At 54.1% G+C, this 21,859-nt stretch carries 18 protein-coding genes and 1 pseudogene; 13 read left to right on the top strand and 6 right to left on the bottom strand.

All coding sequences use genetic code 11. The annotated features are described in order from the left end of the window. Nucleotides 1-146: 146 nt before the first annotated feature. The 6 genes from folE to mglC all read left to right on the top strand — a co-directional run bounded on the left by folE (nt 147) and on the right by mglC (nt 7,184). The gene (gene folE / locus CWM52_RS02820; protein WP_100682697.1) at nt 147-815 is read left to right on the top strand and encodes a GTP cyclohydrolase I FolE; all 669 of its coding nucleotides are present in this window, start codon (nt 147-149) and stop codon (nt 813-815) included. 18 nt (nt 816-833) lie between these two features. After that, entirely contained in the window at nt 834-1,991 is a 1,158-nt protein-coding gene (gene yeiB, locus CWM52_RS02815; RefSeq protein WP_100682696.1) for a DUF418 domain-containing protein YeiB, read from the top strand. Nucleotides 1,992-2,146: 155 nt separating this feature from the next. Further along, nucleotides 2,147-3,169: an HTH-type transcriptional regulator GalS gene (gene galS / locus CWM52_RS02810; protein WP_100682695.1), complete on the top strand. Its 1,023-nt coding sequence runs from the start codon at nt 2,147-2,149 to the stop codon at nt 3,167-3,169. A 293-nt stretch (nt 3,170-3,462) separates the two neighbouring features. Further along, nucleotides 3,463-4,461, top strand: coding sequence for a galactose/glucose ABC transporter substrate-binding protein MglB (mglB, locus tag CWM52_RS02805; RefSeq protein ID WP_100682694.1), 999 nt, complete (start codon nt 3,463-3,465; stop codon nt 4,459-4,461). A 176-nt stretch (nt 4,462-4,637) separates the two neighbouring features. Then, nucleotides 4,638-6,158 carry a galactose/methyl galactoside ABC transporter ATP-binding protein MglA gene (mglA, locus tag CWM52_RS02800; protein ID WP_100682693.1) on the top strand — a complete coding sequence of 507 codons (1,521 nt, stop codon included), beginning with the start codon at nt 4,638-4,640 and terminating at the stop codon, nt 6,156-6,158. A gap of 15 nt (nt 6,159-6,173) precedes the next feature. Next, nucleotides 6,174-7,184: a galactose/methyl galactoside ABC transporter permease MglC gene (gene mglC / locus CWM52_RS02795; RefSeq protein ID WP_100682692.1), complete on the top strand. Its 1,011-nt coding sequence runs from the start codon at nt 6,174-6,176 to the stop codon at nt 7,182-7,184. Nucleotides 7,185-7,284: 100 nt separating this feature from the next. Here the strand turns inward: mglC and sanA are convergent, their stop codons facing one another. From sanA to CWM52_RS02775, 4 genes are all read right to left on the bottom strand, one after another. Further along, on the bottom strand, nt 7,285-7,998 hold the full coding sequence (gene sanA / locus CWM52_RS02790; RefSeq protein WP_100682691.1) for an outer membrane permeability protein SanA: 714 nt from the start codon (nt 7,996-7,998) through the stop codon (nt 7,285-7,287). A gap of 126 nt (nt 7,999-8,124) precedes the next feature. Next, nucleotides 8,125-9,009, bottom strand: coding sequence for a cytidine deaminase (cdd, locus tag CWM52_RS02785; RefSeq protein ID WP_100682690.1), 885 nt, complete (start codon nt 9,007-9,009; stop codon nt 8,125-8,127). 127 nt (nt 9,010-9,136) lie between these two features. After that, entirely contained in the window at nt 9,137-9,832 is a 696-nt protein-coding gene (locus CWM52_RS02780; protein ID WP_100682689.1) for a CidB/LrgB family autolysis modulator, read from the bottom strand. Then, complete coding sequence (locus CWM52_RS02775; RefSeq protein WP_100682688.1) at nt 9,822-10,229, bottom strand: CidA/LrgA family protein; 408 nt, start codon at nt 10,227-10,229, stop codon at nt 9,822-9,824. The genes CWM52_RS02780 and CWM52_RS02775 overlap by 11 nt, the downstream gene beginning before the upstream one ends. Nucleotides 10,230-10,597: 368 nt before the next feature. Here CWM52_RS02775 and dusC point away from each other — a divergent pair, with 368 nt between their 5' ends. Together dusC and CWM52_RS02765 are read left to right on the top strand one after the other, a co-directional pair. After that, complete coding sequence (gene dusC, locus CWM52_RS02770; protein ID WP_100682687.1) at nt 10,598-11,530, top strand: tRNA dihydrouridine(16) synthase DusC; 933 nt, start codon at nt 10,598-10,600, stop codon at nt 11,528-11,530. A gap of 353 nt (nt 11,531-11,883) precedes the next feature. Then, on the top strand, nt 11,884-13,248 hold the full coding sequence (locus tag CWM52_RS02765) for a carbohydrate porin (protein WP_100682849.1): 1,365 nt from the start codon (nt 11,884-11,886) through the stop codon (nt 13,246-13,248). 39 nt (nt 13,249-13,287) lie between these two features. On the opposite strand, the gene CWM52_RS02760 is transcribed toward CWM52_RS02765, so the two are convergent. Beyond that, the gene (locus tag CWM52_RS02760) at nt 13,288-13,707 is read right to left on the bottom strand and encodes a helix-turn-helix transcriptional regulator (protein ID WP_100682686.1); all 420 of its coding nucleotides are present in this window, start codon (nt 13,705-13,707) and stop codon (nt 13,288-13,290) included. A 9-nt stretch (nt 13,708-13,716) separates the two neighbouring features. Beyond that, nucleotides 13,717-14,148: a hypothetical protein gene (locus tag CWM52_RS02755; RefSeq protein WP_100682685.1), complete on the bottom strand. Its 432-nt coding sequence runs from the start codon at nt 14,146-14,148 to the stop codon at nt 13,717-13,719. 210 nt (nt 14,149-14,358) lie between these two features. Here CWM52_RS02755 and CWM52_RS02750 point away from each other — a divergent pair, with 210 nt between their 5' ends. The 5 genes and pseudogenes from CWM52_RS02750 to CWM52_RS02730 all read left to right on the top strand — a co-directional run bounded on the left by CWM52_RS02750 (nt 14,359) and on the right by CWM52_RS02730 (nt 21,792). Further along, nucleotides 14,359-15,687, top strand: a complete 1,329-nt coding sequence (locus CWM52_RS02750) for a glycoside-pentoside-hexuronide (GPH):cation symporter (protein ID WP_416308784.1) — start codon at nt 14,359-14,361, stop codon at nt 15,685-15,687. Between the two features lie 19 nt (nt 15,688-15,706). Beyond that, nucleotides 15,707-17,386, top strand: a complete 1,680-nt coding sequence (locus CWM52_RS02745) for a family 43 glycosylhydrolase (protein WP_100682683.1) — start codon at nt 15,707-15,709, stop codon at nt 17,384-17,386. Nucleotides 17,387-17,550: 164 nt separating this feature from the next. Then, nucleotides 17,551-18,384 (top strand): transcriptional antiterminator BglG, encoded by an 834-nt coding sequence (gene bglG / locus CWM52_RS02740; protein ID WP_100682682.1) that lies wholly within the window; start codon nt 17,551-17,553, stop codon nt 18,382-18,384. 32 nt (nt 18,385-18,416) lie between these two features. Next, a pseudogene (gene bglF, locus CWM52_RS02735) lies at nt 18,417-20,385 on the top strand (PTS beta-glucoside transporter subunit IIABC). A gap of 15 nt (nt 20,386-20,400) precedes the next feature. Next, nucleotides 20,401-21,792: a glycoside hydrolase family 1 protein gene (locus CWM52_RS02730; RefSeq protein WP_100682680.1), complete on the top strand. Its 1,392-nt coding sequence runs from the start codon at nt 20,401-20,403 to the stop codon at nt 21,790-21,792. Nucleotides 21,793-21,859 lie beyond the last annotated feature (67 nt).

The following is a 21,859-nucleotide window of genomic DNA, read 5'->3' as shown; positions in this document are numbered from 1 at the left end:
GCAACCCGTCGTGAGGGATCAATAGCTCACGCAAATTTCAATAATTATCGTTTCGGCTACTGGATTATGTGCGCCACCTCACGCACAATGAATGCAAACTTTGCCCGCAGAAGAGCAAAGAGCGCCACACCTGCAGGAGAACCTAAATGTCAGCACTGAGTAAAGAAGCCATACTCGTTCATGAAGCGCTGGTCGCTCGTGGGCTGGAGACGCCGCTGCGTCCGCCCGTAGAAGAAATTGATAATGAAACCCGCAAGAGCTTGATTGCCGGACACATGACCGAGATTATGCAACTGCTGAATCTTGATCTAACTGATGACAGTCTGATGGAAACACCACGACGTATCGCGAAAATGTACGTCGATGAGATTTTTTCCGGGCTGGACTATGCCAGGTTCCCAAAAATCACCGTTATCGAAAACAAGATGCAGGTCGATGAAATGGTCACCGTGCGCGATATTACCTTGACCAGCACCTGTGAACACCACTTCGTTACGATTGATGGTAAAGCGACGGTAGCCTATATCCCGAAAGATTCGGTCATCGGTCTGTCGAAAATCAACCGTATCGTGCAGTTCTTCTCCCAGCGCCCTCAGGTGCAGGAGCGACTGACTCAGCAGATTTTAACGGCGCTGCAGACGCTGCTGGGCACCAGCAACGTTGCGGTATCCATTGATGCGGTGCATTACTGCGTCAAAGCGCGCGGCATCCGTGATGCCACCAGCGCCACGACGACGACCTCACTGGGCGGCCTGTTTAAATCCAGCCAGAATACTCGCCAGGAGTTCCTGCGCGCCGTACGCCACCACAACTAAAAATACGGAGCAGGACAGATGGAGCGAAATGTCACGCTGGACTTTGTGCGCGGCGTCGCCATCCTTGGGATCCTGCTTCTGAATATCAGCGCCTTCGGCTTGCCGAAGGCCGCTTACCTCAACCCGGCCTGGTCCGGGAGCATCTCCCTCACCGACGCCTGGACCTGGGCGATTCTCGATCTGTTTGCGCAGGTCAAATTCCTGACGTTGTTTGCCTTGCTGTTTGGCGCCGGGCTACAGATGCTGTTGCCTCGCGGCAAGCGCTGGATCCAGTCGCGCCTGACGCTGCTGGCGCTGCTGGGCTTTATCCACGGTCTGTTTTTCTGGGATGGCGATATCCTGCTGGCCTATGCGCTGGTGGGGCTGGTGGCGTGGCGCATGGTGCGCGATGCGCATCACATCAAAACGCTGTTTAACACCGGCGTCGTGCTCTACGTTATCGGCGTTGCGGTGCTCGTGCTGCTCGGCATGATTTCTGGCGATGCGCCGAACCGTTCATGGGTGCCCGATGCGGCGAATTTACAGTATGAGCAATACTGGAAGCTGAACGGTGGGCTGGAGGCGGTCAGCAATCGTGCCGATATGCTCTCCGATAATCTGCTGGCGTTAGGGGCGCAGTACGGCTGGCAGCTGGCGGGGATGATGCTGATGGGGGCGGCGCTGATGCGCAGCGGCTGGTTAAAAGGGCAGTTTAGCCTCAGCCACTATCGCCGCACCGGCACACTGCTGATTGTCGCCGGTATGCTCGTCAATCTGCCGGCTATTTTTGCCCAGTGGCATCTGGGGTGGAATCCTCGCTGGTGCGCGTTCCTGTTACAGGCTCCTCGCGAGCTGGGCGCGCCGCTGCAAACCATCGGCTATGCCTCGCTGGCGTGGGGCTTCTGGCCGCAGCTGTGCAGGCTGCGGCTGGTGGGGGCTATCGCCTGCGTCGGGCGGATGGCGCTAACCAACTATCTGTTGCAAACGCTTGTTTGTACTACCATTTTTTACCGTTTTGGCCTGTTTATGAAGTTTGACCGCCTGCAGCTGCTGGCTTTCGTGGTGCCGGTCTGGGCGGTAAATATCACCTTCTCTCTCTTTTGGCTACGTCATTTCCGTCAGGGGCCGGTGGAATGGCTGTGGCGTCAGTTAACCCTGCGTGCGTCAGGGACATCACTAAAAAACACATCAAGATAACGATCTCGATCACAATCATTAACAAAATGGATGTAACCGTTTCCAGGCTTGTGACATCACTCACGTAGCGCACCGCGGGTCGCTGCCAGAATAGCCACCTTGCTGAACACAGGAGGTGGGTGTGACGTATTGCAATTCTCTTAAGGGCGGTAAGCATGATCACCATTCGTGATGTCGCCCGTCAGGCGGGCGTTTCCGTAGCGACCGTCTCGCGCGTGCTGAACAACAGCGCGCTGGTGAGCCCGGATACGCGGGAAAATGTAATGAAAGCGGTAACGCAGCTGGGCTACCGGCCAAACGCCAATGCGCAGGCGCTGGCGACGCAGGTCAGCGACACCATTGGCGTGGTGGTGATGGATGTGTCGGATGCCTTTTTCGGCGCGCTGGTGAAAGCGGTGGATACGGTCGCTCAGCAGCACCAGAAATATGTGTTGATCGGCAATAGCTACCATGAGGCGGAAAAAGAGCGTCATGCCATCGAAGTGCTGATTCGCCAGCGCTGCTCGGCGCTGATCGTCCATTCCAAAGCCCTCAGCGATGCAGAGCTTGGCGACTTTATGGAGCATATGCCGGGGATGGTGCTGATTAACCGTATTGTGCCCGGCTACGCGCATCGTTGCGTGGGGCTGGATAACGTCAGCGGAGCGCTGATGGCCACGCGGATGCTGCTGAACAACGGTCATCAGCGCATCGGCTACCTCTCCTCAAACCACGGCATCGAAGATGACGATATGCGCCGGGAAGGGTGGTTGAAGGCGTTGCAGGAACAAAACATTATCGCGCCAGACAGCTGGATTGGCTCGGGCACGCCGGATATGCAGGGCGGGGAGGCGGCCATGGTTGAGCTACTGGGGCGCAATTTAGGCCTGACCGCGGTCTTTGCCTACAATGACAGCATGGCGGCCGGGGCGCTGACGACGCTGAAAGATAATGGTATTGCGGTACCGCAGCATTTGTCGCTTATCGGCTTTGACGACATCCCGATTTCTCGTTACACCGACCCGCAGCTGACGACCGTGCGCTATCCTGTTATGTCAATGGCGAAGCTGGCAACGGAGCTGGCGCTGCTGGGGGCGGCAGGCAAACTCGATCATGAAGCGCGGCATTGCTTTATGCCGACGCTGGTACGCCGCCATTCGGTGATGCCGCGGCAAATTGCGGGGCCGATCACTAACTGATGATGTGTCTTATGTAACCGTTTTCAATCTGTGAGTAAATTCACAGTATATTAACATTCAACTGATTATGATGGCCTCGTTTACTAGTCTGAACCACTATATCACGGTGATTAATCACTTTTACCGTAGGAATAAGGCGCAGTACGCTTAATTAATTCGTGTTTCTGGAGCGTTACCCTACACGGAAGACAGAATTTATAGTCGTGAATGTTGTTGCGCGGTAACACTAATGTAACAAGTCCCCGCCGGCTATTTTCACACCAACGACCCTGCATAATAAAACCGGAGATTCCATGAATAAGAAGGTGTTAACCCTGTCTGCTGTTATGGCTGGTATGTTATTTGGCGCCGCGGCACACGCAGCGGATACCCGTATCGGCGTAACCATTTATAAATATGACGACAACTTTATGTCGGTCGTGCGCAAGGCGATTGAGAAAGACGGCAAATCAGCGCCAGACGTTCAGCTGCTGATGAATGACTCGCAGAATGACCAGTCCAAACAGAACGATCAGATTGACGTCCTGCTGGCCAAAGGGGTGAAGGCGCTGGCGATTAACCTGGTGGACCCGGCAGCCGCTGGCACCGTTATCGAAAAAGCGCGCGGCCAGAACGTGCCGGTGGTGTTCTTTAACAAAGAGCCGTCCCGCAAAGCGCTGGACAGCTATGACAAAGCTTACTATGTCGGCACCGACTCAAAAGAGTCCGGGATTATTCAGGGCGACCTGATTGCCAAGCACTGGAAAGCCAATCCGAACTGGGATCTGAACAAAGACGGTCAGATTCAATATGTTCTGCTGAAAGGTGAGCCGGGCCACCCGGATGCTGAAGCGCGTACCACCTACGTGATTAAAGAGCTGAATGACAAAGGTCTGAAGACTCAGCAGCTGCAGATGGATACCGCGATGTGGGATACCGCTCAGGCGAAAGATAAGATGGATGCCTGGCTGTCTGGCCCGAACGCCAACAAAATTGAAGTGGTTATCGCCAACAACGATGCGATGGCAATGGGCGCGGTTGAAGCTCTGAAAGCGCATAACAAGAGCAGCATTCCGGTATTCGGCGTCGATGCCCTGCCTGAAGCGCTGGCGCTGGTAAAATCTGGCGCGATGGCCGGTACCGTGCTGAACGACGCGAACAACCAGGCGAAAGCCACCTTCGATCTGGCGAAAAACCTGGCCGATGGTAAAGAAGCGGCGGCGGGTACTAAGTGGAAGATTGAGAATAAGATTGTCCGCGTACCTTATGTTGGCGTAGATAAAGACAATCTGAGCCAGTTTATCGGTAAATAATTATTGAGTTACGGGCGTGAGCTCTCCCCGGAACAGGTCGGGTTGCTGACAGCGAATGCTGCGGCAACCTGAAATATCCGGATATTCGCGCCCGATTATTCCTGATACAGAACCCGACCCTGATGGCGGCGCGAATGCGTCGGTTAGGGTGTGCATGAACGCAGCCAGGTATAACTATGGTCAGCAATAATAGCGAACGGTCAGGCGAATTCTTGTTGGAAATGAGCAATATCAACAAATCGTTTCCTGGCGTCAAGGCACTCGATAATGTCAATCTGAAAGTCCGTCCTCATTCTATTCATGCATTGATGGGAGAGAACGGTGCCGGTAAGTCGACATTATTAAAATGCCTTTTTGGAATCTATCAAAAAGATTCCGGTAGTATTCTTTTTCAGGGGCAAGAGATCGATTTCCATTCCGCGAAAGAAGCGCTGGAAAACGGTATTTCAATGGTTCACCAGGAATTAAACCTGGTATTGCAACGTTCGGTGATGGACAACATGTGGCTGGGGCGTTACCCCACTAAAGGGATGTTTGTCGATCAGGAAAAAATGTATAGCGATACCAAAGGGATATTTGATGAGCTCGATATTGATATCGATCCGCGTGCCCGCGTCGGCACGTTATCCGTATCGCAAATGCAGATGATTGAAATCGCCAAGGCATTTTCTTATGACGCCAAAATCGTCATTATGGATGAGCCTACGTCATCATTGACCGAGAAAGAAGTTAATCACCTGTTTAAGATAATCCGTAAGCTGAAAGAACGCGGCTGCGGTATTGTCTATATTTCTCACAAGATGGAAGAGATCTTCCAGCTGTGCGACGAAATCACGATTTTGCGCGATGGTCAGTGGATTGCCACCCAGCCGCTGGAAGGCCTGGATATGGATAAGATCATCGCCATGATGGTGGGGCGCTCCTTAACCCAGCGCTTCCCGGAGAAGCACAATACGCCGGGCGAAATCATTCTGGAAGTGCGCAACCTGACTTCGCTGCGTCAGCCATCGATTCGTGATGTCTCCTTCGATCTGCATAAAGGGGAGATCCTCGGTATCGCCGGGCTGGTGGGGGCGAAGCGTACCGATATTGTCGAAACGCTTTTCGGTATCCGCGAAAAATCAGGCGGCACGATTACGCTGCACGGCAAGAAGATCAATAACCATAGCGCGAACGAAGCGATTAACCATGGTTTTGCGTTAGTCACCGAAGAGCGCCGTTCCACCGGTATTTATGCGTATCTGGATATCGGCTTTAACTCGCTGATCTCCAATATTAAGAAATATAAAAACAAGGTGGGTCTGCTGGACAATTCCCGCATGAAAAGCGATACCCAGTGGGTTATTGACTCGATGCGCGTGAAAACCCCCGGCCAGCATACGCAAATTGGTTCGTTGTCCGGTGGTAACCAGCAAAAGGTTATTATTGGTCGCTGGCTATTAACCCAGCCGGAAATTCTGATGCTTGATGAACCCACGCGTGGGATTGACGTTGGCGCGAAGTTCGAAATTTATCAGCTGATTGCTGAGCTGGCGAATAAAAATAAAGGGATCATCATTATTTCCTCCGAGATGCCGGAGCTGCTGGGTATTACCGACCGTATTCTGGTAATGAGCAACGGTCTCGTTGCCGGAATTGTTGAGACAAAAACGACTACGCAGAACGAAATTTTACGTCTTGCGTCGTTGCATCTTTAAGAGCAGGGGCTTCTCATGAGTGCGTTAAATAAAAAAAGTTTTCTCACGTACCTGAAAGACGGTGGGATTTACGTTGTGCTGTTGGTTTTGCTGGCGATTATTATTTTCCAGGACCCCACGTTCTTAAGTTTGCTGAACTTGAGTAACATCCTGACTCAGTCTTCGGTGCGTATTATTATCGCGCTCGGCGTTGCCGGACTGATTGTGACCCAGGGTACTGACCTCTCTGCCGGTCGCCAGGTTGGGCTGGCGGCGGTTATCGCCGCGACCATGCTGCAGGCGGTCGACAATGCCAACAAGGTCTTCCCGGATATGGCGACTATGCCGATTCCGCTGGTGATCCTGCTGGTCTGCGCGATCGGTGCGGTTATCGGGCTGATTAACGGGATTATTATCGCTTATCTGAACGTGACGCCGTTTATCACCACCCTGGGTACGATGATCATCGTCTACGGCATCAACTCCCTGTACTACGATTTTGTCGGCGCATCGCCCATTTCCGGTTTTGACAGCCACTTCTCGCACTTCGCGCAAGGGTTTATCGCGCTGGGGTCGTTCCGCCTGTCGTACATTACGTTCTATGCGGCGATTGCGGTCTTCTTCGTGTGGATCCTGTGGAATAAAACCCGTTTTGGTAAAAACATTTTTGCCATCGGCGGTAACCCGGAAGCGGCCAAAGTTTCTGGTGTCAACGTGGCGCTGAACCTGCTGATGATCTATGCCCTGTCTGGTGTGTTCTATGCTTTTGGCGGTCTGCTGGAGGCCGGTCGTATCGGTTCGGCCACCAACAACCTCGGCTTTATGTATGAGCTGGATGCGATTGCGGCCTGCGTCGTTGGCGGCGTGTCGTTTAGCGGCGGTGTGGGTACGGTGCTTGGCGTGGTGACCGGGGTAATTATCTTCACCGTCATCAACTACGGCCTGACCTATATCGGCGTCAACCCCTACTGGCAGTACATCATCAAAGGGGCGATCATTATCTTCGCCGTGGCGCTGGATTCATTGAAATACGCGCGCAAAAAATAATCGTCCGTTGCTATCCCGCCCGCGCCATTCGCGCGGGCTTTTTTTGGTCTTTTTTACGCCGACTGACCCGGGGGGAAAGTATGCCGATATCAACGGCCCGTTACTGACTCTTTTGCAGTTCCAGCAGCTGTTCCGGCGTGACGGCAGGATAGGACTGCGCACCCTCAGGCACTTCCTGCAACGTCGGAATCGGAATTAACGGCCCTAAAAAGCGGGGTTCGCGTTTAAAAACGTACAAATCCGCCAGCGCGCCAAAGCGGGCGCCAAACTCACGTAAACGCACGTTCCACATATCCTTCGGCGAAGGCACCGCGTAGCACTGCGCCTGAATCCCCATATGCAGAGCGATAAACAGCGCCCGTTCGCAGTGGAAGCGCTGGGTAATGATAATAAAGTCGTTAGTATCGAAAACTTTGCGGGTGCGCACGATAGAGTCGAGCGTGCGGAAGCCGGCGTAATCGAGCACGATATCGGCCGGGTCGACGCCGCCTTTGATTAAATCGCGGCGCATGGTCATCGGTTCGTTGTAGCTTTGCAGCGCATTATCGCCGCTCAGCAGCAGGTAGTTCACTTTGCCGCTATTGTAGGCGTTCAGCGCCCCCTGGATACGATAACGATAATATTGATTAATCACTCCGGTGCGATAGTACTTGGCGGTACCGAGCACCACCCCAACCTGGCGGTAGGGCAGATCCTGGAGTTCATCATAGATATAGGGGGCGGTTTTCCAGCTCATCCAACGGTCAAGACCCAGCACGGTCAACAGCAGCAGGCCGAACAGGACTAACAGGCTGTATAACACACGCTTTAACATTCACCTGACTCATGTGGATAATGGAGCTATCAGGCTACTTTACCCGCCGGGCAAGAGCAAGAAACCATCGTTTAATTGCGGGGATTTTCAACAATGCGGGCCAATGGGGCCCGCATGACGGGAAAATTAACCGAGCAGGACGCGATCAATATTCTGGCAACCTAACGCTTTCAGCGTTGCGACGGTCGCATCCCACTGAATCAGCGCCGCATCGGCTTTCTCAGCCAGAATGGCGCGCTGAATATCCGGATAGTCATAGCCGTTGAGGCTCAGCAGATTGAGCGCTCCCTGCAGCGGTGGCAGGGTCGGGTTAAAGGCCGCGTTTTCCGCATAGCGACCGGCGAAAATGGTGCCGTCTTTCAACTCCAGCGCCACGCCGGAAGGCGAGTTGCTGTACGGCATATGGCAGCGGTTGGCAGCCTGAATGGCCGCCTGCGCCAGGGTATCGCCGGTCAGCGGGAAACCATGATCCTGTTCATCCATCAGCAGCGTTTTAATCTCGAGGTCCTGCGGACCGAAGGCATCCGGCAGATAGTGCTGCAGCGAATGCGCTTCGCGACCCGGCAGATGAATACGCAGGAGCTGGCTACTGTTCAGTTCATTCATAAACTGACGACAGTGGCCGCAGGGGGTGTAGTTGACGGTAATGGCCTTGAGCGAGCGTTCACCGCGCAGCCAGGCGTGGCTGATGGCGCTTTGTTCCGCGTGTACGGTTTGTTGCATCGTGGCGCCGAGGAACTCCATATTACCGCCAAAGTACCAGGTGCCGCTAATGCCGCGGGCGATGGCGCCAACGTTAAAATGGGAAAGGTCGGCGCGCGCGCAGGCTGCCGCGAGCGGCAGCAGCGCAAAGGCCAGCGCGTCTTCATCAAGGCCTGTTGCGTTGCGCAGCGTGGCGACCTGACCGGCATCCAGCAAAGCCGGGAAGTGCGGGTCGATCAGCATCGGGGCGATGGCCGCTTGCAGGTCTGCCGCCAGAAGAGGAAGAGCAGCGTGAAAACGTGGGTGCATGGCGTTGCCTCTTAACAATGTAATGGGAATCTAGTGTACGGGCGGGGGGAGCCCGTATATGTGATTAATATCTCATTGTTTATGCAACTTGATTATGTTGCACTGATAAATGTGATTAAAATCACATTTATCCGACGATAGCCAGAATCACCGGGAACAAAAAGGGCGCCACCAGCGAGGTGATAATCCCGCACAGCACCAGCGCCAGGGAGCTGAAAGCCCCTTCCTGATAGTCCAGCTCCGCACAGCGGGCGGTCCCCAGGGCATGCGATGCGGTGCCCATCGACAGTCCGCGCGAGGCTTTGGTGCGAATGCGCATCAGGTTCAGCAGGCTGTGGCCGAAAACCGCGCCGAGAATCCCCACGAAAATAACGCACACCGCGCTGATGGCCGGAATACCGCCAATGCTTCCGCTGACCGCCATCGCAATCGGCGTGGTGACCGACTTCGGCATAATGGAGGCGGCGATTTGCGGCGTCGCGCCGAGCAGCAGCGCGACGGTAGTGCCGGTCACCATCGCTACGACGCTGCCGATAAAGCAGATCGTAATAATCGATTTCCAGCGGGCGCGGATCTGGTGCAGCTGCTCATACAGCGGGAAGGCCAGCGCGACGACCGCAGGCTGAAGCAAATCGTTGAGAATTTTACTGCCCTGAAAATAGCGATCGTAGGAGATACCGCTGAGCAACAAAAAGGGGATGATTACGATCATCGCCACCAGCAATGGATTCAGCAGCGGAAATTTAAACCGCGCGGCCAGCTTGCGGGCGAGGAAAAAAACGATCAGCGTCAGCGGCAAGGACCACCAGATTTCATGCATCATCTTTGACGTCCTTAGTTTGACCGACCACTTTACGTTCGCCATGAACCAGATGTGAGCTCCAGCTCACCACAAGAAAGACCACTAATGTACTGATCGTGCAGGAGATTGCCACCGGGCCGAGCTGCGCGCGCAGCAGATCCCAGTATTGCATGACTCCAACGCCGATAGGCACAAACAGCAGCGCCATATAGCGAATCAATATGTTGCACCCGGGGTTGACCCATTTCGGCGGCATAATCTGTAGCGCCAGGAGAACGAACAAAATCAGCATGCCGATAATGCTGCCGGGAATGGTAATGGGCAACAGGGAAGCAACAAAAATCCCGGCGTATAAACAAGCATAGATCAGGACAAAAGCCCGCAGGTACTGCCAGATAATATTCAGCGATTTACTCATGGTAATAACCCTTGATGAACCGTATTCATCATACAATTAAACCTTGAAATGTGCTATCGATCACATCATGAATTCCAGGCATAGATTTAATAGAGTAATGGAACCTTCGGGCATGCGGAATGCATGTTGATGAATCCGGCAATAAATAATAGTGAGAATGGCTCAGGCAGAGCGGGAGCGCTGCGTTTTTTTGCGCCGCCACGCGCAACTTTGCCGCTCCTGCGCGGCAAAAACGCATCATGCGTATGGCGGTATCCATGCCTTGGCGCACGCCCCGACCCGCTAACCATAGCCGAAGCGCATTGAGATCTTTCAACCGGCGCACAGAGGCGCTACCATAGCGCCTCTTTTTTTTCCGGGTAACAATAATGCGTGTATTACTGGCGCCGATGGAAGGTGTGCTCGATTCGCTGGTGCGCGAGCTGCTGACCGAGGTTAACGATTACGATCTGTGCATCACCGAATTTCTACGGGTGGTGGATCAGCTGCTGCCGGTAAAATCGTTCTACAAACTGTGCCCGGAACTTCATCATCAAAGCCGCACGCCTTCCGGCACCCGCGTCCGGGTGCAGCTGCTGGGGCAATATCCGCAATGGCTGGCAGAAAATGCCGCGCGGGCGGTGGCGCTGGGTTCGTGGGGCGTCGATCTGAACTGCGGCTGTCCGTCAAAGCTGGTGAACGGCAGCGGCGGCGGGGCGACGCTGCTTAAAGACCCTGAGCTTATCTATCGCGGCGCAAAAGCGATGCGCGAAGCGGTGCCGGATCATCTGCCGGTGACGGTCAAAATTCGCCTGGGCTGGGACAGCGGAGCGCGTCAGTTTGAAATTGCCGATGCGGTAGAGCAGGCCGGCGCGACGGAGCTGGTGGTTCACGGACGCACGAAAGAAGACGCTTATAAAGCCGAGCGGATCAACTGGGCAGCGATTGGCGAAATCCGCCAGCGGCTGTCAATTCCGGTTATCGCTAACGGCGAAATCTGGGACTGGCAAAGCGCGCAGGAGTGTCTGGCGGTCACCGGCTGCGACTCGGTGATGATTGGTCGCGGCGCGCTGAACGTGCCAAATTTAAGCCGGGTCATCAAATATAACGAACCGCGCATGCCGTGGCCGCAGGTTGTGGAGCTATTGAAAAAATATACGCGTCTGGAAAAACAGGGCGATACCGGGTTGTATCATGTTGCGCGAATTAAACAGTGGCTCAGTTATTTACGCAAAGAATATGATGAGGCGTTGATCGTGTTTAATGAAATACGTACGCTGAAAACCTCTGCGGACATTGCGCTGGCCATAGCCCGTTATTAGGGAATATTGTTAAATCGCTCACACTTTATTACTCCGGGAGCATCTGCTGATGGGCATTTCTGCCGCTGAGTGATATTGTAGTATTTATATATTCAGGGTTGCTACTGATTACAGGCAAAACCTAAGCACTTCCGCCATTCGTGGCTGGAGTGCTTAGGTTTTTTTTTGCTTTCTATTTATTGAGGAATTAAATGATTATCTAAAACAATAGGTTATGCTCGAATCGGTTGCGCCAATAAAGCGGTTGAATGGCTGACGGGCAGGTATTGAAAAATAAATATAAAGACTAAAAACGGGCAGATTTATTGCCTGGGGCCAGCTATTACCCTTATTCAGTCACAATGGATATCATTATGCACAACAAAAAAATAAATCACCTCCTGTTGATAGTGACATTGACTCTGTTGACTCCCGGCGCGTTCGCTGCGGAAACGGAAAAATGGAACGGTACGGTATTAGGTTTTGAGAAGCCGCAAAAGGGCTTACTCGGGGAGATGGCCGGGATTCGTCCGATCCTCGAAGATAACGGATTTAATTATAATCTCGGTTACCTCAATGAAATGGGATACAACGCCGGCGGCGGATATAACCATGACAAACAGCTGGCTTATATCGATCAGGTCGCCCTGACCTTTACCCAGGACCTGGAGCGCTGGACCGGGATCCCGGATGCGCGCATCGAGGGCAATATCGTTAACCGTAACCACGATGACAACCTGACCACCCAGCGGCTACAGGATCCGCGGGTTAATTTTAACGATCTGGCGCAGGAAAGCTGGGGAGGCCAGTCCATTACCCGTCTTGGCTGGCTGACCTTTGCCCGTAGCTTCGATGAGCGTCGTATGACCTGGCGTATCGGGATGATGAATAAGGTGCAGACCTTCGATCAGATTATCCCCTGCGATTTTCAGCTGCTTTCACAGTGCGGCGGTAAATCTGCCAACTCGCTGACCTGGAACAACTGGAACGTCCATACCTGGGGCACGACCGTCGAATATAAGCTGACCCCGACGCTGACGCTGAAGGGCGGTGTCATGGAGCAGAATCCGCAGGCCTCTTCCCGCAGCCACGCGTGGAGCTGGTCGACAAAAGGCAGTAAGGGCATTTTGCTGCCGGTAGAGATCGAAGCGCGTCCGGTGATCAACGGCCTTCCCGGCGCGTATAACCTCGGCGTGCTCTATACCAACGCCCCGCAGAACGATCTGTATACGGGAAAATCCGGCGGTCCCGGGGCCAGCGACCCGCAAGGATATGCGCAACACGATCGCACCTGGTTTCTGTATGGCGGGCTGAATCAGCAGATAACCCGCCATGCTGACGACCCTGAGCGCGGGATGAGCGTTTCGCTGAGCGGCAGCTATAGCGATCAGCGCAGCAACTACATCCATACCTCCGTGGCCGCATCAATGCGCTATCGCGGCCTCTTTGACGCCCGCCCGCAAGACTGGCTGGGCTTTGGCCTGACCTGGATGGATATGAGCAACCATTACGCGCGCAACCAGCAGTACAGGAATGAGGTCAGCGGGGCTACGGACTATTCTGCGGCGAACTATCAGCCGGTAGCCGGGCATTCGGTGAATGCTGAACTGTACTACCGCCTGCGTCCGGTGTCGTGGCTTGAGCTGCAGCCGGGCCTGCAGTACTGGCATCGCCCGGGCGGCGTCGCTCAGACTCAGGATGCCTGGGTCATCGAGTGGAAAACCGTGGTGACTTTCTGAATCGACAGGACGGACAGCTGCCCGCGGTGCGGGCGGGTGTCATCCGACGCGGCGGTTGTCCAGACGGTCGCGAAATTCCAGCGGCGTGCAGCCGAGGTGCTGGCGAAAGCGTAAACAGAAATAGGCGCTATCGGTAAAGCCCGCGGTCTGGGCTACATCGACAATTTTTAGCTGGCTGGAGGTCAGCAGTTGTACCGCCACCTTGAGCTTACGCAGAAAAATATACTCTTTAAACGTCATATTAAACAGCTGCTTAAACATGCGTGAAAAGTAGGACTTCGACACCTGGCACCGCTGCGCCGCCTCCAGCGTGGTGGTCTCCCAGGCTTTATGCTCTTCAATCTCATACAATAATTGCCGCACCCTGCTCACAAAGTCGCCGCCGGGAACATGGGGGAACGTCTCATCGTCGTGGTTGAGTGAGAAAACAAACTCCATCAGCAGAGCGATGCTTTTCAAAAATACCGCCTAGTTATCCGCTTTCTTTCCCAGACCAATGGCCCAGTCAAAAAGCGCCGTCAACTGCACGCCGGTTGCGGGATCCGGATACAGCACCCGGATGCGATCCTTTTGCCGGGAAAAATGGCTTACCGCCAGCGGGTTTAAAAAATCAAATTCAAACTGGAACAGATAGCGGTTGTGATTGTACTCGGGGATCAGGTACATCGCATGGGGGATGAGCGCCGGAACGAAAATCAAGGTGCCGTTTTTTATCGGGATCTGTCGATCGTTGATGCCAAAATAACCACAGGAACGATCGAACCACATTAATTCATACATAAAGTGAAAGTGTGTCTTCACATCATCGCCGGAATACTCGGGAAGCTGATATTGCTGCAGGTAGTAGAGTTCCTGGGTCAGCGTAATGATATTTTCATATGTTACCGGGTCATCATGCATAAAACGCCTCCTTTTTTATACTATATGCCGAACGGCAAATAAAATAAAAAGCGTTCTTAATGTAAATGCGATAGCCATCACAGGGTAGGTTCACTTTTATTATATAGCTATCCTCTCTTTATACATATTGAAGAAGCCGATGGGTCTACAATGGCCTTGTCAGCAGCAACAACCTTTCCTTGTATGGGGTTATCGTCAATGAACAGAATAATGCCATTAAACTGGTATCAGAAAATGGGTTATGGACTTGGAGACACCGCCTGTAATTTGGTCTGGTCATCCATTATGTTATTTATGGCCTATTTTTATACGGATATATTTGGTTTGTCACCGGCGCATATGGGGACCATGTTTTTAGCCGTCCGGGTTATTGATGCCTTTTTTGATGTGGGGATCGGCGCAGTGACGGACCGCACGCGGACCAAATATGGTCAGTTTCGCCCTTATTTACTGTGGTTCGCCATTCCTTTTGGCGTAATGTGCATGTTGACCTTTTATACGCCAGATTTTTCCTATACCGGCAAGCTGATTTACGCCTACGTTTCTTATACTCTGCTCTCGCTGTTATATAGCGCTATTAATGTTCCCTATTGCGCGATGATTAACAATATCAGCCAGAGCTCCGTCGAACGGGTGTCGTTGCAATCGTGGCGCTTCGCCATGAGCTCCGCCGGCGGGCTTTTAGTCTCCGTGGCCGCGCTTCCTGCGGTGGCGTGGTTGGGGAAAGGGAATATCCAGCACGGCTATTTTTATGTCATGGTGCTGATTAGCAGTCTGGGTATTATGTTGTTTTACCTTTGTTTCTTCCTGACCAAAGAGACCGCGATCGCGGCAATCGATGCCAATCGCGGGAGTCTGTTGCAGGATCTGCGTATATTATTGAAAAACCGCGACTGGCGTATTCTCTTTACGCTCAACGTCGTCAATCTGGTGGCGGTTATCTTTAAAATGGGGATCATTATTTACTTCTGTAATTATGTTCTGCGACGCAGCGATCTGAGCAGCATGATGATCACCGTATCCATTATTTCCGGATTAGCCGGGACAATTTTATCGGTCTATATTTTCCGTGGCATGGATAAAGTCCGGGGATTTAAGCTGGCGATGTTGCTTGAGGCGATATTACTTGCGCTGCTCTATGTCTTTGCCCAGTCGTCGCTAATCATTATTTTTGCCTTTATTATTGCGATTAACTTTATTCAACTGGCGGCCACACCGTTGCAATGGGCGATGCTCTCGGATGTCGTCGATGCAATTGAAAGAGATACCGGTAAGAAAATGAGCGGTATCGTTTTTTCCACCAATCTTTTTGCCATCAAATTAGGTATTGCAATCGGCGGTGCGCTAATGGGCTGGCTATTGTCATGGAGTGGTTATATCGGTGGCGCGGCGCAGCAACCGCCGATGGCCATTCTGACGATTAAACTTATTTTTACCGTATTACCGGCGATTCTGGTGTTGGCGCTGGTGATCATTATGCGCCGTTATTCTTTATCCGATCGGTCGCTGGCGATGGTGGAAAAAACCAGTACGTTATAATTTAAAAAGGACGTGGTTAATGATTAAAAATCCAGTATTACGTGGTTTTAATCCTGATCCGGCAATCTGTCGGCGGGGCGATGACTATTATATTGCCGTTTCGTCATTCGAGTGGTTTCCCGGCCTTCCGGTCTATCATTCCACCGACTTAGAGAACTGGACGTTATGCGCCCATGTGCTCAACGATCCACACATGCTGGATCTGCGCAAACTGCGCTCCGCCAAGGGTATCTGGGCACCCTGTCTGACCTGGTGTGAAGCCGACCAGCTCTTTTACGTGGTGTACGGCATCATGAACGCTATGAATGGCCGCTATTTTGATGTCGATAATTACCTGGTCAGCGCGGCGGACATTCGCGGTCCGTGGAGCGAGCCGGTCTACATTCACTCCGTGGGCTATGACGCCTCTGTTTTCCACGACGACGACGGCAGAAAATGGATTGTCGCCGTCGACTGGGAGACCCGGGATGACTATACCGGGGCGATCTCCATCGTGGAGTACGATCCGCAGTCGAAAACGACGATTGGCTATCCGCAGCGTATCTGGCAGGGGGTGTATGGCATGGCGGAAGGGGCGCATATCACCTGGCGCAATGGCTATTATTACATAATGTGCGCCGAGGGCGGCACTGGCTACGGCCACTGCGTAACCCTCGGACGGGCGCGGCATATTCTCGGCCCTTATGAAAAAGATCCGCACAGCCCGCTGCTAACCTCGGCGCGAGCGGAGGATTTGCAAAAGCCGGTACATATCGAGAAAACCTCGGCATCGGCGTTTGATAAAGATTATCTGCGGCGGCAGTGTTTTAACCCGGCGTCGGCGCTGCAAAAATCCGGTCACGCCAGCTATGTCGAAGATGACCATGGGAATGTCATCGTGGCCCACCTGTGCGCCCGGCCGCTGCTTCCGGAACTGGCCTGTACGCTGGGGCGGGAGACCGCCATTCAAAAAATGCGCTGGACTGAGGAGGGGTGGCTGTGCCTGAGTGCGGGCGGCAACCTGGCGCAGGAATATGTCGGGCTGGGGCCATCGACCGCCGTTGATGAGCAGGCGGAGCGGGTTGAGCGAGTCGATTTTGCTGCGCAGGTATTGCCGCCTGGCTGGTACGCGCCGCGTATTCCGCCTGCGGACTTTACGCGCTATGTGCCCGAAGAAGGGGCTCTGACGCTACGCGGTCAGGAGTCGCTGTGTTCGGAGAACCGCGTCAGTCTGCTGGCGCGGAAGCTGACCTCGGTGTACGCCACGCTGACGGCATGCATGGATTTTCAACCCGAGGTGTTCCAGCACAGCGCCGGGCTGGTACTGTACTACGACAATATGAACTATCTGTTCTTGCACAAAACCTTTGACGATCGGCTGCGGCGCTCGTGTTTTTATGTCATTCATGTCGATAACGGCCTGAAGCGGGAAGATCATCTGGGAACGGTGGCTGGCGTCGAGGGGCCGGTGTATCTGCGGCTGGCGATTGACGGCAAGTCGACGCGGTTTTTCTGGTCGCCAGACAATCAGACCTTTCATGCGATAGGTCAGACCTACCGCACCGCCTTGTTTTCCGATGAGTACAGCCGCTATGGCGAATTTACCGGCGCCTTTGTCGGGATTGGCTGCGTGGATTCCGCTTACCATCGGCGGCAGGCGGCGTTTTACTCGCTGGAATATCGCGCGTTTGAGCAGCGTTCGTTACCCCAACCGGAGTAAATCAGTGGATTAGTCGCGATCCGTATCACGTTTTACTACTTGGCTGGTTGAGACAGCGGAAGAAATTGCTACAGTGCGGGTGTTGGATTGCTACTGCTTCGGCAGGCAAAACCTGATTTCCTGGCATTTGTCGGGGGTCAGGTTTTTTTGTTTCTGGGGTTTATATGCTAATCGCCAAAGTTCTTAACAATAATGTGGTGGTTGTTTTAGATGAGCAGCGACGCGAACAGGTGGTGATGGGGCGAGGGCTAGCCTTTCAGAAACGCGTCGGCGACTCACTGGACGAAAGTAAAATTGAAAAGATCTTCGCGCTGCAGAGCGATGAACTGGTTGGCCGTTTAGGCGAATTACTCAGTCAGATACCGTTAGAAGTGATGACCACCTGCGATCGGATTATTGATCTGGCGCGCGGGCGGTTGGGCAAGTTGCAGGAGAGTCTGTATATCACCCTGACCGACCACTGCCATTTTGCCATTGAACGGCAAAAGAATGGGATGACGATTCGCAACGTTCTGCTGTGGGAAATTAAGCGGCTTTATCCGAAGGAGTTTGAGCTGGGGCAGGAGGCGCGGGCGATTATCGCCAGGCGGCTCGGCGTTGAGCTCGCTGAAGATGAAGCCGGGTTTATTGCGCTGCACCTGGTCACCGCCCAGCTCAACAGCGAAATGCCGGAAGTGATGCACGTCACCCGGGTGATGCAGGAAATCCTGCAACTGGTGAAGTATCAACTGCAGCTCAATTATGACGAAGAGTCGCTGAGCTACCAGCGTTTTGTCACCCACCTGAAGTTTTTCGCCCAGCGGATGCTGACGCGCACGGTGGTGGCAGATGATGACGTCACCCTGCACAGCGCGGTGAAAGATAACTACGCGAAAGCGTGGAAATGCGCGGAAACCGTCGCCATGCATCTACAGAAAAGCTATCAGCGATCGCTGACGACGGAAGAAATTATGTTTCTCGCCATCCATATCGAGCGGGTGAGAAAAGAAGGGCGTTAATTGCCTTTAGCTGAAAACTGGATTGTTACTGCATAACGCAGGCAAAACCTGAGCGCGACGCCATCCGGCGTGGTTCTCGGGTTTTTTTATTTTTACACTCAGTCACGGTTGCCTGCGGGCAGCGGAAGTAAGGAAAACAGCATGGAATATAAAGCACTCGCGCAGGATATTCTTAGCCGGGTTGGTGGCAAAGAGAATATTGTGAGTCTGGTTCACTGCGCTACACGGCTGCGCTTTAAGCTCAAAGAAAACAAGAAGGCGGACGCGGAAGGACTGAAGGCCAACCCTGGCGTCATCATGGTGGTGGAAAGCGGGGGTCAGTTCCAGGTGGTGATTGGTAACCACGTCCACGATGTCTGGCAGGCGGTACGCAATGAAGCGGGTCTGACGGACGACAGCGAACCGGTGGCCAGTTCCGGGGAGAAAACCTCGCTGCTTGGCCAGGTAATTGATGTGGTCTCCGGTATCTTCACGCCGTTTATCGGCGTGCTGGCGGCATCGGGGATCCTCAAAGGGCTGCTGGCGCTGGCGGTGGTTTGCGGCTGGCTGACTCCGCAGCAGGGGACCTATAAAATCTGGTTTGCCGCCAGCGACGCGCTGTTCTTTTTCTTCCCGCTGTTTCTGGGCTATACCGCCGGGAAAAAATTTGGCGGTAATCCGTTTATTACCATGGTGATCGGCGGGGCGTTGACCCATCCGATGATGATTCAGGCCTTCGACGCGGCACAGCTTCCCGGCTCGGAGGCGGCGCACTTTCTCGGCATCCCGGTGACCTTTATCAACTACAGCTCCTCGGTGATCCCGATTATCCTCGCATCGTGGGTGAGCTGCTGGCTGGAGCGTAAAAGCAATGCGCTGCTACCGTCATCAATGAAAAACTTCTTTACGCCGCTGTTTTGCATCGCCGTCGTGGTTCCGCTGACCTTCCTCGCTATCGGCCCGGTGGCCACCTGGCTCAGTCAACTGCTGGCCCACGGCTACCAGATTATCTACACGGTCGCGCCATGGCTGGCGGGCGCGGCGATGGGCGCGCTATGGCAGGTGTGCGTTATTTTTGGCCTGCACTGGGGACTGATCCCCTTGATGATTAATAACCTGACGGTGCTGGGACAGGACTCGATGCTACCGATGCTGCTGCCGGCGGTGATGGGTCAGGTCGGGGCGGCGCTGGGGATTTTCCTGCGCACCCGCGATGCGCGGCAAAAAGTGCTGGCCGGCTCTGCGGTATCCGCCGGGATCTTTGGCATCACCGAGCCGGCGATTTATGGCCTGACTTTGCCGCTGCGTCGCCCGTTTATCTTTGGCTGTGTGGCTGGCGCCGTCGGTGGGGCCATCGTTGGCCTGAGCGACAGTCACGTCTACTCCTTTGGCTTTGCCAATATTTTCACCCTGGCGCAGATGATTCCGCCGCACGGAATCGACGACACCGTATGGGGCGGAGCAATTGGCATCGTGGCTGCGCTGGTTATCTCTTGCGCGCTGACCTTTATTGCCGGGCTGCCCGCGAGCCGGGCGGAAGCATCGGACGTTCCGCTTGCCCCGGTAACGGAAAACGATATTCTTGCCCCGATGTCCGGAACCGTACTGGCGCTGGATCAGGTTCCCGATAGCACCTTCGCCAGCGGTCTGCTGGGCAAAGGTGTGGCGATTATTCCCTCCGTCGGCAAAGTGATTGCGCCGTTTTCCGGAGAGGTGGCGTCACTATTCCAGACTAAACATGCGATTGGCCTGCTCAGCGATAGCGGCATTGAACTGCTGATTCATGTCGGTATCGACACCGTGAAGCTCGATGGCGTGCCGTTTACCGCCCATGTGAAAGAAGGTGATAAGGTCAAAGCAGGTGACTTGCTGCTCGAATTTGACCGCCAGGCCATTCTGGACGCCGGTTATGACCTGGCAACCCCGATTATTATCAGCAACAGCGACGATTATCGCGCCGTAGACATCGTATCCGCCAGCGAGGCCGATGCCGGCCAGCCGCTGTTGTCTGTCAGCCATTAATCAGAGGAGAGAAAGATGAAGAGATTCCCGCAGACGTTTTTATGGGGCGGCGCAACCGCGGCAAACCAGGTAGAAGGCGCATATCTGGAAGAGGGCAAAGGATTATCAACCTCAGACGTACAGCCGCATGGCGTCTTCGGCGACGTCGTTGAACGTGTGCCGGGCGACAGCGGCATCAAAGATATCGCGATCGATTTTTATCATCGCTATCCGGAAGATATCAGTTTGTTTGCGGAGATGGGCTTCAACTGCCTGCGGGTGTCGATTGCCTGGACGCGTATTTTCCCCGATGGCGACAATGCTGAACCAAATGAGGCCGGTCTGGCCTTTTACGACCGCCTGTTTGCGGAAATGGCGCAGCACAATATCACGCCGCTGGTGACGCTATCGCACTATGAAATGCCGTGGGCGCTGGTGAAAAACTACGGCGGCTGGGGGAGTCGCGAGGTGATTGGCTTCTTTGAACGCTACGCCAGAACGGTATTCACCCGCTATAAAGACAAGGTCAAACTGTGGCTGACCTTTAACGAAATCAATATGTCATTGCACGCCCCGATGACCGGCGTCGGCCTGCCGGAAGGGAGCAGTAAAGAGGCGGTCTATCAGGCTATTCACCATCAGCTGGTGGCGAGCGCTCTGGCGGTAAAAGCCTGTCACGACATCGTGCCCGAGGGCAAAATCGGCAATATGTTGCTCGGCGGTTTAATGTACCCGCTCAGCTGCAAACCGGAAGATATCTTTGAAACCCTGCAACAGAATCGCAGCTGGCAGTTCTTCGGCGACGTGCAGTGTCGGGGCGAGTATCCGGGCTACATGCTGCGCTACTTCCGCGACCACGGAATGAATATTACCATCACCGAGGCCGATCGCGCGGCGCTGAAAGAGACCGTGGATTTTATCTCCTTCAGCTATTACATGACCGGCTGCGTCACCGCCGACGAGGAGCTGAACAAAAAGGCGCGCGGCAATATCCTCAGCATGGTGCCAAACCCGCATCTGGCAAGCTCCGAGTGGGGCTGGCAGATCGATCCGCTGGGTCTGCGGACGCTGCTTAACGTGCTGTGGGATCGCTATCAGAAGCCGCTGTTTATCGTTGAAAACGGGCTGGGGGCGAAAGATAAAGTGGAGGCTGACGGCAGCATTAACGATGACTACCGTATCAGCTACCTGAACGACCATCTGGTGCAGGCGCGAGAGGCTATTGAAGACGGCGTGGAGCTGCTCGGCTTCACCAGTTGGGGGCCCATCGACCTTGTCAGCGCGTCGAAGGCGGAGATGTCCAAACGTTACGGCTTTATCTACGTCGATCGCGATGATAGCGGCAACGGCACCCTGGCGCGCAGCAAGAAGAAAAGCTTCTACTGGTACAAAGAGGTGATTGCCAGCAATGGCGGCAGCTTAAAATAGTCACCGCCTGCGGTTCTGGTGGCCGGGAAAGCGCTAACCGCCACCCTAAGAGCGGCGGACACAGCCG

The organism is Raoultella sp. T31 (assembly GCF_002806725.1).
Taxonomy (GTDB): domain Bacteria; phylum Pseudomonadota; class Gammaproteobacteria; order Enterobacterales; family Enterobacteriaceae; genus Klebsiella; species Klebsiella electrica.
This window is presented reverse-complemented; position numbering and strand designations above follow the sequence as displayed.

Coding starts and splice junctions, on each gene's coding strand:
- mglC (WP_100682692.1), top strand. CDS start 6,174: ATGAGTGCGTTAAATAAAAAAAGTTTTCTCACGTACCTGAAAGACGGT.
- cdd (WP_100682690.1), bottom strand. CDS start 9,009: ATGCACCCACGTTTTCACGCTGCTCTTCCTCTTCTGGCGGCAGACCTG.
- CWM52_RS02750 (WP_416308784.1), top strand. CDS start 14,359: ATGCCATTAAACTGGTATCAGAAAATGGGTTATGGACTTGGAGACACC.
- mglA (WP_100682693.1), top strand. CDS start 4,638: ATGGTCAGCAATAATAGCGAACGGTCAGGCGAATTCTTGTTGGAAATG.
- bglG (WP_100682682.1), top strand. CDS start 17,551: ATGCTAATCGCCAAAGTTCTTAACAATAATGTGGTGGTTGTTTTAGAT.
- sanA (WP_100682691.1), bottom strand. CDS start 7,998: ATGTTAAAGCGTGTGTTATACAGCCTGTTAGTCCTGTTCGGCCTGCTG.
- yeiB (WP_100682696.1), top strand. CDS start 834: ATGGAGCGAAATGTCACGCTGGACTTTGTGCGCGGCGTCGCCATCCTT.
- galS (WP_100682695.1), top strand. CDS start 2,147: ATGATCACCATTCGTGATGTCGCCCGTCAGGCGGGCGTTTCCGTAGCG.
- CWM52_RS02765 (WP_100682849.1), top strand. CDS start 11,884: ATGCACAACAAAAAAATAAATCACCTCCTGTTGATAGTGACATTGACT.
- CWM52_RS02780 (WP_100682689.1), bottom strand. CDS start 9,832: ATGATGCATGAAATCTGGTGGTCCTTGCCGCTGACGCTGATCGTTTTT.
- CWM52_RS02745 (WP_100682683.1), top strand. CDS start 15,707: ATGATTAAAAATCCAGTATTACGTGGTTTTAATCCTGATCCGGCAATC.
- CWM52_RS02775 (WP_100682688.1), bottom strand. CDS start 10,229: ATGAGTAAATCGCTGAATATTATCTGGCAGTACCTGCGGGCTTTTGTC.
- mglB (WP_100682694.1), top strand. CDS start 3,463: ATGAATAAGAAGGTGTTAACCCTGTCTGCTGTTATGGCTGGTATGTTA.
- CWM52_RS02730 (WP_100682680.1), top strand. CDS start 20,401: ATGAAGAGATTCCCGCAGACGTTTTTATGGGGCGGCGCAACCGCGGCA.
- dusC (WP_100682687.1), top strand. CDS start 10,598: ATGCGTGTATTACTGGCGCCGATGGAAGGTGTGCTCGATTCGCTGGTG.
- folE (WP_100682697.1), top strand. CDS start 147: ATGTCAGCACTGAGTAAAGAAGCCATACTCGTTCATGAAGCGCTGGTC.
- CWM52_RS02755 (WP_100682685.1), bottom strand. CDS start 14,148: ATGCATGATGACCCGGTAACATATGAAAATATCATTACGCTGACCCAG.